The sequence below is a fragment of the Prevotella sp. 10(H) genome (assembly GCF_000711235.1).
Classification (GTDB): Bacteria; Bacteroidota; Bacteroidia; order Bacteroidales; family Dysgonomonadaceae; genus Dysgonomonas.
Map to the genome: position 1 here is coordinate 821,236 of NZ_JOMI01000003.1, position 12,593 is coordinate 833,828.

Consider the following 12,593-nt stretch of genomic DNA (forward strand, 5'->3'; position numbering starts at 1 on the left):
ATGTAATACAAAACAACCTGAATGAAGAACATACTTTACATACTTCTTTTTATCCCTGCTTTTTTATTGTCACAAACTATAAGCAATAAACTAGAGCTGCGAAAAACTTATCATGACAATGGGGAATTAAAAACCGAGATATCCTACCTGAACGGTAAAATGCATGGAAAATACATGTCATATTTCACTACGGGTAAAGTGAATGAGGAACGGCATTATGATAATGGTCTGGGCACAGGTGTATGGAAATCATATATCACGTCGGAGAATATCTATCACATGCGTGAAGAGTTTATCTGGGCGAAGAAAGCAAAATTTAAAACAGGAACTCTTAAGGCTTATTTTCCTGACGGGAAGTTAAAGGATATAAGAGATCAAATGAACGGATTACCTCATGGAGAATATAAAACCTATAATAAGGACGGTATTCTGATATATGAGGCGAATTATAAAAATAATAAATTGGAGGGTTTATCAAGGTCTTTCAGGCAGAATGGTAGTTTAGTTTCCGAATCCAATTATAAGAATAATAAAAGGCACGGAGTCCAAAAATCTTATAATGATAAGGGGCAACTGATACAGGAAGAAAATTATAAAAACGGAAACAGGGACGGTGTATACAGAATATTCGATCATAAGGGGGGCATCACACGGGAAACATGGTACCGGGGAAATAGTAAAAGGACATGTGAGAAGTACTTTTATCCGAATGGAAATATCCGGTCTGAATATTTTTACAGAAAAAACGGCTCTTATAAAGTACAAAAAGAATATTATGAAAACGGTAACCTGAAATCAGAGCTATATTATAATGATAAAAGTAAAAGGGGGAAAACCCGGTATTACTATGAGAATGGTAATCTGAAAGAGAAATATAATACATTGGATGGTTACCATGACGGAAATTATAAATCTTATTACGAAAACTGCGTATTAAAGGCAGAGGGTCTTTATATAAGAGGTTATAAGATCAGAACATGGAAAGAATATGATGCGAAGGGTAAGCTGATTTCCAAGACAAAAAACAAGAGGACTTCCAATAATTAATTATTTCCTGATATAAATAAAAATGCCCTGTAATATTTACAGGGCTTTTTCAATCCGGCATATACTTGCCGCTTATTTCTTTGGCTGAGTACGTTTTGCGTAACGGCTCATAAACTTATCAACACGTCCTGCAGTATCCACAAGTTTTTGTTTACCTGTGTAAAAAGGATGCGATGAACTGGTAATTTCAAGCTTAACCAGCGGATAAGTTACACCATCTATATCGATAGTTTCTTTCGCATTGATAGTTGAGCGTGAGATAAATACCTCATCGTTTGACATATCTTTGAAAGCCACCGGACGGTAATTTTCTGGATGAATATCTTTCTTCATTTTATAGTAGTTTAAGTTATTTCTTCTTTTTCAGCCGACAAAGATAGGCTTTTTATACTATTAAAACAAAATATTTCACCCGAATTTTATTCTTAAAACGTGCAGTAAACTGATAAATTTTGCTTTCTTTTGTTTTGTCAATAATTTAACGGATATTATGCGCAATTTAATCATAACTTCGGTTATTGTGGCTTTCGCCCTGCTTTCATGCAGTAATAAAAAAAGTAATAATAACAATTCAACTAATAATATGACGGATTCGACAGAAATAAATATGGAGTCTGTATCGGCCGATGCAAGCATGTATCTGCTTGTAGGGACATACACATCGGGTGAGAGTGACGGAATTTATGTATATCAGTTCGATACGGTATCGGGGTATTCCGTATTTAAGAGCATGATAAAGGTTACAGATCCTTCATATCTGGCAATCAGTAAAGATGAAAAATTTGTATATGCGGTATCGGAAACGAATGACAAACAGACTGCGGCTGCAAACGCTTACAGTTTCGATAAAAAAGAGGGAAAACTAAAACACCTCAATACCCAGTTAACCAATGGTACAGCACCTTGTTATATTACAATAGATGAACAGGGAAAGCATGTTATCACAGCAAATTACATGGGCGGTAATATTTCTGTATTCGATGTAAAAGAAGACGGCTCGTTGGATAAGGCAGGGCAGGTTATAAATTTTCAGGGCAGGGGAGTCGATGCCGAGCGCCAGAAACAACCTCATTTGCATAGTGTAATGTTTTCTCACGACGGAAAATATTTATTTGCTGATGATCTGGGCACGGATAAGATACATAAATTTAATGTAAACGATAAATCATCCGGTAATTACCTGACTGCAGGAAATCCGCCTGCATTCAAGGTTGCAGACGGCTCTGGACCGCGTCATCTCGATTTTCATCCGAATGGTAAATACGTTTATCTGATTAACGAATTGTCAGGGGCGGTGATAGCTTTCAATTACGAGAGTGCAAATGGTAATCTTACAGAAATACAGTCTGTCCAGGCCGATACGCTTAAAGCAAAAGGTAGTGCGGATATTCATGTATCACCTGACGGAAAATTCCTGTATGCATCCAATCGCCTGAAAGGTGACGGCATAGCTATCTTTTCAATTGATCAAAATGACGGGAAACTGACAAAAGTCGGTTATCAGGAAACTGGCATACATCCCCGTAATTTTGTTATAACGCCTAATGGAAAATATTTATTGTCAGCCAGCCGCGATAGCGGCCTTATTCAGATTTTCCTGATCGATAAGAATACCGGATTGCTGGAAGATACATTTAAGGATATAAAACTGGATATGCCTGTTTGCCTTAAATTTGCATCATTCAGATAATTAATTATTCATTTACAGGAGGTTTTTCGTTCATCTGAATTTCGTCGTTAAACTCATGAACATTTTTATTTACCCTGTAGTGCGGTGACAGAAGTTCTATTCCCGCCTCTCTGAATACATCTTGTATATTCTTACGTAAATCGGAATATATATCGTTCATCTTGTTGGCATCTTTGGTGTACACATTCAACTGGTATTCTACATAGAACTCATTCAATGCCGCCTGTAAGATGAAAGGTTTCTGTTTCCTGTTCAGGTTTTCTGTTTTATAAGCTACTTTAAGAAGTAATTCGTGCACCTGCCGCCACGGCACATCATATCCGATTGTTACAGTGGTATAAAGAATCAGTCCGTACTGGCTTGCCGAGAACGTGTAATTTACGGTCTTGGTGCTCATTACACTGGAATTAGGTATGGTAATTATCTCATTCTTTGGCGTCTTTATACGTGTTACAAGTGCAGTCTTTTCTATTACGTTGCCTACACTGTCATCCATTTTCACGCGGTCGCCCACCTTAAACGGCCTCATATAAGTTATAACGAATCCGGCTATGATATTTCCTATAACAGAAGTCGAGCCCAATGAAATCATAAGTCCTAAGAATACCGATACTCCTTGAAATGCCTGTGAATCAGAGTTTGGCAAATAGGGAAAAATCAGAATAAAGGTGAATATCATTAATATGCCGATAACGATATTATAGGTCGGTTTAGCCCAATCGGGATAGAAGCCTTTAAATGTTATCTTATTCTCTGTTATCTTATCGGTAATGGAGCGTAGGAACTTCTTTACATATCTGAATATTAATCCTATGACTAGTATCGTAAATAAGTTAGGCAGATAATTCTTGAAGCTTATCACCACTTTTTTAACCGGAGATATTACATAGTCGAGCAGTTGATCCGAAATATCGGTTGTATGCGGAAATATTTTAAAAAATAATAAAATGCATGTAAATAATGATGCAATAATCAAGGCTAAACGCAGCAGCTTAATCAAAAAGAATATAATCTGCTCTTCTTTCTCGGCTTCTATGATGTTAAATAAGCCTTTTATCCTTTTATAACGCTGCTTGCGGATGAAAATCTTCAGCCTGCGGTATCCGTAATGCATGCCTCGCAGAAAGAAATATTCTCCTGCAATAATGAGCACAACGAATAAAATCTGCAATCCTATCCGTTTCCAACTCGTATCGTAATGTCTTTTTTCTATAGCGTTTACAATGATATTACGATACGAATCAGCCAGTTCCAATTTCGATTTTCCGTATATCTGAGCCTGCAATGTGTCGATGCTGGCTATTGTCTTTGGATGCTCATATTTCTGATCGTCATATGTGATATTGATCTGGTCGCTGAATTCAACCAGTTTGAGCGAATCGGAATTATAATGGGGATATTCTTCCAATAGCCGGATTTTATCTTCGATAGCGGCAGCCCTTTGCTCTACGGTAAATGAGCCGACACCGCCGTGTATCATAAACAACGTATCGATAAACGGAGCTACCGGAGCGCCCTTTGCCTGAGTTAGAACGATTTCCGTTGAATCGACTTTGGCGATAACTGGTTCTTTCTTAAGATTGGATTTCTTCTGTCCGTAGACAGAAGATACAAACAGGCACAATATAATCAAACCTGTTATTTGCAGTAGCTTAGAAGCATTATTCATGTCTTATACAGTTGTGCTTAAAACGCGGCAAATATATACAAGTTAACGGATATAAAGAGTTAAAATCGTGGAAATAAAATTTTATTACAGCTTTATTTTGGTATGTGTTTTATAATGAATACTATATAAAAAATAAAAGGTACTGAATGCAGCACCTTTTATTTTTTATATGATAATACGATTTCTTATTTTGCCTTGAACAACCATCTTGTACCCACCAGCAACATGTGAGTATCTTTGTTGTTTTTGTCTGCAAATTCACCCTGAAAATTGGTATTTCCATAGGCATATAGGGCATGGAAACGCAAATCTTTCACTAAAGGATTGGTGAACGGATAGAATTCCATTGCTGCCTGAATACCCATCGATTCGTAAGCGTTGTTATCGAATTCTTTATCGAAACGCTGATTCCATGTGCCTTTTACGAATGGTCTCCATTTCCCTAAATTCAGTTTAAGATTTAAAGATACGGACTGGTCACGTACATACCTTTCACCTAAGTCTGTATTTTCTGTAACATCGCTGTAGTCCATCATACGGTTGCCCATATAATAGTCTAGTTCAGTTGAGAATTTGCCCAGATTGAGTTGTATACCCGGTGTAATCCACTGGTAAAATTTACTCTTTGTATGCTGGAAAGCCCCGTATCCCCAACGTGTCTTTATCTTTCCGTCCATGAGGCTGCCTTCCCACAATACGTTCACAGCCAAAGCTTTATTTTTATAATCATCACTGGCAAATTGCGGCGCATCGGAATTGACAACCTGCAGGTGCAATGTTTGTCCGATAAATTTATAGGCTACATCGATACCTGTTTTATAAGCATCCAGATCATTGAAAGCCATGGTTGGTTGATAAATATCGGCAGGATTGTAGTCATATTCGAATGTACCGAACTGTACCGATTGTTTTCCTGCTGTAATTGTCCAGTTCTTACCTATATCGAATGCTACCCATGCTTGGTCGGTAGCAGCAGAATAACCCTCACGCAAAGGCGTCTGAGGTTTATTCAAACGGTGACGAACACGGTAACGGATACCGGGAATAATTTCACCTACCAGCCAAAGTTTGAATGTCTGCCCGTGGAATGTGGCTTCATCCAAATCATTGTTGTTAAAGGTTGTCTGGAAATCGACACGTGTGTCGAGCATAATATTCAGCATTTTATCGTCCCGGAGGAGCTTATCGAGTATATTCTGGCTCTCTTTATGCTGTGCGAAGCCTCCGAGGCTTAGAAATAAAGCCCCTAAAATGATGTATAATTTTTTCATCTGATTTGTGAGTTTGAGAGGTATGCCTTCCCGTATAGTCACCATACGGGATGACAAATATTTTAATATTCAGAGAACATACGTTGTATCTCTTTATAATCCTTTGTTTTGGTCAATGCCAGCATGAGAAGTACCCTCGATCTGTAAGGATTTATAAACCACGATGCGGAGAAATTCAATTTATCGTCATCTACTTCGTCCCATTGTGCAGTAGGCCCGGTCATAATACGTGATGAACGTACCACTGCAATACCGTGATTCTTCACTGCTTTTTCCAAAGCATTTTGCATAAGAGTAGTCAGATTACCATTACCGACACCGGCAGTAACAATACCTTTTACATGAGCTTTTACGGCAGCATCTACAAATAAGGCTGTTGCATTCGAATAACTGAGAATGATCTCTACTCTTGGTAGTTGATTCAGATTCATAATGTCGAATTCCGAATTTGAAGTATGACGTTTTACCGATTGGCGGGTGTATATCGGTTTACCATTATAAACGATACCTAACGGGCCGTAATTTGGATTTTCGAAAGTACCCACACTTAGGGTATTGGTTTTTGCCAGATCATCGGCACCCAATATCTTATCATCCATCACTACCATTACACCTTTGCCTACCGATTCGGGAGCAACGGCTGTAGCCACAGAATTGTAAATATTACGTGGACCGTCGGCGCTGATTGCTGTTGACGGGCGCATAGAGCCTACAAGGATGACAGGCTTATCGCTTTTCACAGTAAGATTAAGGAAATAAGCGGTTTCTTCCTGTGTATCTGTTCCGTGAGTAATCACGATTCCGTCGACATCGCTTTGGCTCAATAGTTCATTTACACGTTTGCTCAGCTTCAGCCATACCTCGTCGTTCATATCCTGACTTCCGATATTGGCTACCTGTTCGGCCTTGATGTCTGCTATATTCTTAATCTCAGGCACGGCACTTAATAATTCATCTACGGTAATTGCTCCGGCTTTATATCCGGCTGTAACTTCAGTTGCACCCTGTCCGGCAATAGTACCTCCGGTAGCCAGAATGTAAACCGTTTTTTTTGCCTGTGCACTGATCACAACAGAAACAAACAAAGCTACCAGCATGAGGCTGAATGCTTTTCTTATTGAATTTTTATTCATAACTATATATGTTTTAATTTCTCTTTTATTTTTTCTTAGTACTTTCCCAAGCTTCTACATATTCCATCATTGTTTCATGAAGTTCCTTGCCTATGACACTATAATCATCATCTTCAAGATTGGCAAGGGAAACACGTACCGACCATTCAGGGCCTGCAAATCCGCCGCCGTTCAGCAATACAATAGATGATTTTTCAGCCAGACGGAATACGATGTCTACAGGTTCGAAGTTCTTTTCAAGAAATGTAATAAAATCTTTTCCGTAATTCTTCATTGCCCATTCGTAAATATCGATTGTACAGTAATATGCTGCTCTTTCAATATCCGGATAGATAGGGAAAGCCATACCGTCCCATAGAAGCTGGTAACGATGATGAAGAAGTTTTATACAATCCTCTTTATATACATTTTCTGTATCGAGGAGTGCATATGAAGCAAACAGAAGCATCTGCATCTGCTGAGGTGTAGATAATCCTGCTGTATGATTGAGTGCTATCTGACGGCTGTCTGCAACAAGCCTGTCGATAAATTTCAACTTATTAGGGCTTAATGTAAGACTTTCGTACTGGGTAGCCAGTTTTTGTTTTTCCTTTTCGGGAATTGCAGAAAGCATATCGTCGTAAATATTGTCTTCATATAGAGCGATAACACCCAGACGCCAGCCTGTAGCTCCGAAATATTTAGAGAAAGAATAGACACATAATGTATTCTGAGGCAGTTCGTTCATCAACGATGTAAAGCCGTGAACGAAAGTGCCGTATACATCGTCGGTAAGTATCATCAAATTCGGATTCAGATTCTTTACAACCTTTACCAGATATTTTCTGCTGGCATCTGCCATTTCTACAGATGTAGGGTTACTAGGGTTTACGATAAAGAAAGCTTTGATAGATTTATCTCCCAACTTATCCAGTTCTTCATCCGGATACTGGAAGTTAGAATTACCATCTTTATCTTTGGCCGAACCATGGATATAAGTTACTTTAAACTGGTAACGAGCCAGTTCGGGAATCTCCAGATATGGAGTAAATACCGGAACACCCAGTGCAATTCTGTCGCCTTTCTTAAGCAGGCCGTTTTCCATAAGTGAGTCGAAAAGGTAGCACATTGCTGCCGTACCTCCTTCAACAGCGAACAGATCGTATTTACCGTTGCGTACAGGTTTATTACCGCACATTTCCTGTATCAGGTAATCATGAACGATTATTTCAGCATGTTTCAGCATTCTTACCGGACTTGGATATTGATCGCCTATAACACCTTCGGCCAATTCGAATACCCAGCTGTCAGGATCAAAATTATGCTTCTGAATGCCATATTCATACATTTTTTGAAGAAGGTCGATTCCTGCCAATTGTTTATTTTGAGATAAAAAATCTTCAAAGCGTTTTGCTATCCCTGCTTTTTGCGGGATGCCCGATATACCTGAAGGATTATCCATTGCCAGCCTGCATTCCGATACACCGAATTGTCCTAAAGTGAAAAATGCTTCGCGAGGCACCGATGCTGTCCAGTTAGGGTTTCCCCTTCCGGCATTTAGCATGGTTTTTATAGGTTTCTTTTGTTGGTCGGAAGCGAGGGTTATCAGATTATCTTTTAGTTCGAACGGGCTTAAATGCTCGAGTTGTTGTTCACGTTTCCGCGTTGTTTTTAATTTATCAATATCCATGATCTTTATTTTTATTGTTTATGAAATTCTGATTATCAACTCATAAGGAGTACTATGACTACACCCCAGATGATGAGTAATGTATTGCCTACTGCATAAGTCGTTGTATATGATATGGCAGGAACCCTGCTTTTAAGTGAATCTTCCAATGCGCCGAGTGCTGCGGTTGTAGTACGTGCTCCGGCACAAGCGCCAAGAGTAATTGCTGGTTGGAATTTAAATACATATCTTCCAAGGAGAAGACCTATGAGCATCGGTACAAGGCTTACAAATATACCTGCTACGAACAGGCTTACCCCTGCTGCTTTCAATCCGGCAATGAAATCCGGCCCTGCATTTATACCCACTACTGCGATAAATACATTCAGCCCGAGGTTATTCATCAGCCAGATAGCAGGCTCGGGTACGGCGCCGAATGTAGGGCGTAATGAGCGTAGCCATCCGAATATGATACCCATAATGAGTACACCACCACTGGCACTAAGGCTCAACGGTACATTGCCTGTGCGGAGAGTAAGTGAACCTAGCATTGCCCCGAGGAATATACCTGCGCCTACATACAGCAAGTCTGTAATATTAGTCGGGCGTTCAGGAAAACCGAGATATGCGGCAAAGCGGTCGACGTCTGTTTTACGTCCTTCCACTTCAATTATATCGCCACGCTGAATTTGTACTTCTTTGAGCAATGGTAAGGCTGCTTTGCCCCGGGTTATCTTTCTGATGATTACACCGTGACGTTCCTTGCTTGTTTTCATCTCGCGAAGGGTCTTGCCTTCTACTGCCTTGTTGGCTACAATAACCCTGAGAGCTTCGGAACTGAAGTCCAACAGTTCTACGTCGGCTACTTCCTGACCGATAGAATTTTCATCTTCGATGAGTGTGTCTATAGGGCCATTGAGGACGAGGTTATCCCCTTTATTGATTTTATCTTCGAGTTTCGGCTCGTTATTTATTTCGCCTTTCCCGTTGCGGATGCGCTCGATATATACCGGCCATCCGTTCGTTACAAGCATATCTTCGACTTCCTGTACAGTTCTTTCCTGACTGAAAAAATCGCTACTTGCCTTTATAACCCTGAATGTTGTGCCGTCGTATGCAGCTTCTTCACTGGCATCGGCTTCGTGAATAGAACCGCCTAGTGTAGCTTCATACTCTTTTGTTTGTTTCGCAACATCTTTACCTAATAATTTAGGGCCTATCGAAGCAAGGAACCATGCTGTTCCGGCTGTTCCGAAAATATAGGTAACAGCGTATGCAACGGGTATCTGATTGATAAAAGTATGTTTCTGGTCTTCACTGATCGACAACTGATTTATTGTGTCGGTAGCTACACCTATTACTGCTGAAATTGTATTTGCTCCGGCAAGCAATCCTGTGGCATTACCCACGTCGAATCCTGCTATCAGGGCGGCTATCCATGCGGTTGCAAGACAGCAGACACAGACTATGGCTGCAAAGGCTATTTGCGGCAATCCTTCTTTTTTGAGTCCGTGAATGAATTGCGGGCCGACACTGTAGCCGACTGCAAATAAGAATATTAAGAAGAATGTAGATTTTACGGTAGGGGAGATGGTGATATCCAATTGTCCGATAAGAACTCCCATAAGTAAAACTCCCGTTACAGGCCCCAGCCCAAACCCTTTGATCTTAACCTGCCCGATGGCAAAGCCCAGTGCAAGAGTCAGGAATATGGCTATTTCCGGCGAGTTTTGCATAGTTTTTATTATCCATTCCATAAATTGGTTTTAACTTAAATTGGTATTTTGTGAACTTTATAAAATAAACAAGCAGGCATGTATATTGTTTCGCAACGGAAGAAGTATTTATCGGATATTTTATTTCAATTCTGATTTAATTCACAAAAAAAGCAGGATATTAATACCCTGCTTTTTAAATTATTTTTACTCTGGATTAGAATATGATATCTGTATTCGCCCTGTTTTCGTAGGTATAATTATCTTCTACATTTCTTGCGTAATGTACAATATCACTCACTGTGATGCTTGTTCCCGGATTATTCAAAATGTATTGCACATAGAATCCGCGAACGTATCCGTGAGGCAATTCTTTGTATCCTGTAGGAGCGGGAGCATCCATATCCAGTTTCTTTATATCTGTCTGTGCATCGTTAATGTATAATTTATAACCGAGTTCGATATCGGAAAGTCTTCTACACCAGCGTACATTCAGCAGATGGTAGCTTAATGCTTCTTTAGTATCTACATTATCGTGCAACATGACAGCACCTACAGAAAGTTCATCGTTCCAGAGTTGTACAGCCATATATGCAGTATAGAATAAGTGATAGATATCCCCTTTCTTACCGTCAGGATAACAGCCATGTACAGGTCCCAAACCATTACACCACGGTCCGTCGCCATTCAAGCGGGCTCCTCCGGGCATCAGGTTGAATTTATATTTGTTAGTGTTATTTTTCTGGTCGAACCAATATGTTTTATATACTGAGCCTCCATTAGGATCGGCAATGTTGTAAGCCATCGGATTTTCATTCGGACGCGGGCTCAGGGCAAAACGGACATCACGTTCGTTGAGTCTTGTATGAGGCGCATCGTTTGTCGTATTGAACGGCGACATGGCAAACAATTGTCTGTAATCTTCGGGTGCAGGTATCTTCCAGCCTTTTATATCGTTATTGTTCTGGTCGCGCATTACACCATATTTATTCATATACAGAATGCTCGGATAGCTGTAATATCTGCCGTAGTATTTTTCGAAATTGTTGATATCCTGTAATTGGAATTGTGAAGGATTTATCCGTATACGTTCCAGATACTTATTAAGGACATCCTGTGTAATAGGGAAAATATTTTCGAAGTCGTTGCCCCATTTCACAAAGTGATTGAAGTTCTGGTCTACCCAGTAATATTCGCCTACACGTACTGCATTATATTCTCCTAACACCTGACGAGCTTCGGTTGAAAAGAATTTTACTTTCACCGATTCAGGAAGTTCTCTTGTTTCTTCATCTATATATTGAAAAATGAAGTCTTTAGAATTACGGTTGAAGTACAGATATTGCATTTGTTTTTCTTCACCTACATATCCTTTCGGAGCAGTTACTTCAACAATCGTATAATTTTTAGCAGGCAAATTAGTTACTTCTACAGTTCCTTTATCGAGTGTATAAGTCGCTACCACCTGATTGTCGATATTCAATACCTGATATGTTCCTCCACTAATCAACTCGTTAGTTGCTACGTTTTTTGCTGATATAGTGAAGTGTGCCATTTCTACATCGTTACTGTCGTCGGTACAAGCATAGAGTCCGAAAAATAACAGTAAATAAATTAAAAAATTATTCTTCATTTCATTTTATAATTAAAATTCGGTTAGCTAAATGAAATGATAAGATCTGTCTAGTGTGATGAAGTGCGGATAGATGAAGATGTTCCCGACATCTTTGGTTATATTAACATGAGGGTTTAACTTTTGTTTAAATGGGAAAGTTAAAGAAATGAAACAGTTTTGCCTCCATGAACTTTTTTAACAAACTGGAATCCTGCATTTAAGCACAAAAAAAGCGCTATCACAACGATAACGCTTTTTTTCTATTACGAATAAATTAAATCAATAATATGTTTCTGATACGGAGTGGTTTAACTCGATGTAGAGATGATCGTTCTCGCTAAAGAAACGTATCTTATTTTCTCTCGACAGCCAACCCAGAGCCATATTTATCGGCGAGTCCTTAAAATTTGTAAGTTCACCGATTTCCCTTAACGTTAGTTTTCCATTTTCAGCCAGCAAGTTCCAAATTATACCTGCATTGATTCCAATATCACTTTTCAGCATAATTGTGTAGTTTAAAGTTTATATAAATAAATTAAATTTTTTTAGTTCTTAACAGGCAGGAAATAAACCCGCCCACAATGATACCGAAACTACAATTCACCCAACATTCGGAAGACAAGGGATAAGTGCCCCAGTAGCATCCGAAGTAATACCAATGTGCAAAACCAACCATTAATCCTAACAACATGCCCAATATGACAGTCCCATTGTTGGTAAGAAAGATATGTAGCTTTTCCATAATGTATTTATTTATCCATGTTTCCAATAATACTGTTGTCCTGTATGAGCAGTTTCAGCCAGC

At 39.3% G+C, this 12,593-nt stretch carries 11 protein-coding genes; 2 read left to right on the forward strand and 9 right to left on the reverse strand.

The features are described 5' to 3' along the window. Window positions 1-21: 21 nt before the first annotated feature. A complete protein-coding gene (locus tag K348_RS0109025; RefSeq protein ID WP_029904644.1) occupies window positions 22-1,047 on the forward strand; it encodes a toxin-antitoxin system YwqK family antitoxin in 1,026 nt (341 codons plus the stop codon). A 72-nt stretch (window positions 1,048-1,119) separates the two neighbouring features. On the opposite strand, the gene K348_RS0109030 is transcribed toward K348_RS0109025, so the two are convergent. After that, on the reverse strand, window positions 1,120-1,380 hold the full coding sequence (locus tag K348_RS0109030; RefSeq protein ID WP_029904645.1) for a type B 50S ribosomal protein L31: 261 nt from the start codon (window positions 1,378-1,380) through the stop codon (window positions 1,120-1,122). 157 nt (window positions 1,381-1,537) lie between these two features. On the opposite strand from K348_RS0109030, the gene K348_RS0109035 reads away from it, so the two are divergent. After that, complete coding sequence (locus K348_RS0109035; protein WP_029904646.1) at window positions 1,538-2,737, forward strand: lactonase family protein; 1,200 nt, start codon at window positions 1,538-1,540, stop codon at window positions 2,735-2,737. A gap of 4 nt (window positions 2,738-2,741) precedes the next feature. Here K348_RS0109035 and K348_RS0109040 read toward each other — a convergent pair whose 3' ends face one another. The 8 genes from K348_RS0109040 to K348_RS19020 form a co-directional block, all read right to left on the reverse strand. After that, on the reverse strand, window positions 2,742-4,406 hold the full coding sequence (locus K348_RS0109040; RefSeq protein ID WP_029904647.1) for a mechanosensitive ion channel family protein: 1,665 nt from the start codon (window positions 4,404-4,406) through the stop codon (window positions 2,742-2,744). A 185-nt stretch (window positions 4,407-4,591) separates the two neighbouring features. Further along, entirely contained in the window at window positions 4,592-5,677 is a 1,086-nt protein-coding gene (locus K348_RS0109045) for a porin (protein ID WP_197027641.1), read from the reverse strand. Between the two features lie 62 nt (window positions 5,678-5,739). Then, window positions 5,740-6,810 carry a type II asparaginase gene (locus K348_RS0109050; RefSeq protein WP_029904649.1) on the reverse strand — a complete coding sequence of 357 codons (1,071 nt, stop codon included), beginning with the start codon at window positions 6,808-6,810 and terminating at the stop codon, window positions 5,740-5,742. Window positions 6,811-6,835: 25 nt separating this feature from the next. Next, entirely contained in the window at window positions 6,836-8,479 is a 1,644-nt protein-coding gene (gene aspD, locus K348_RS0109055) for an aspartate 4-decarboxylase (protein ID WP_036930299.1), read from the reverse strand. Window positions 8,480-8,514: 35 nt separating this feature from the next. Continuing rightward, window positions 8,515-10,215: an aspartate-alanine antiporter gene (gene aspT, locus K348_RS0109060; protein ID WP_029904651.1), complete on the reverse strand. Its 1,701-nt coding sequence runs from the start codon at window positions 10,213-10,215 to the stop codon at window positions 8,515-8,517. Between the two features lie 175 nt (window positions 10,216-10,390). Continuing rightward, window positions 10,391-11,806, reverse strand: a complete 1,416-nt coding sequence (locus K348_RS0109065) for a collagen binding domain-containing protein (RefSeq protein ID WP_029904652.1) — start codon at window positions 11,804-11,806, stop codon at window positions 10,391-10,393. A gap of 261 nt (window positions 11,807-12,067) precedes the next feature. Then, window positions 12,068-12,292 carry a winged helix-turn-helix domain-containing protein gene (locus K348_RS0109070; RefSeq protein ID WP_029904653.1) on the reverse strand — a complete coding sequence of 75 codons (225 nt, stop codon included), beginning with the start codon at window positions 12,290-12,292 and terminating at the stop codon, window positions 12,068-12,070. A gap of 31 nt (window positions 12,293-12,323) precedes the next feature. Beyond that, window positions 12,324-12,530, reverse strand: a complete 207-nt coding sequence (locus K348_RS19020) for a hypothetical protein (protein WP_081852545.1) — start codon at window positions 12,528-12,530, stop codon at window positions 12,324-12,326. Window positions 12,531-12,593: the final 63 nt, after the last annotated feature.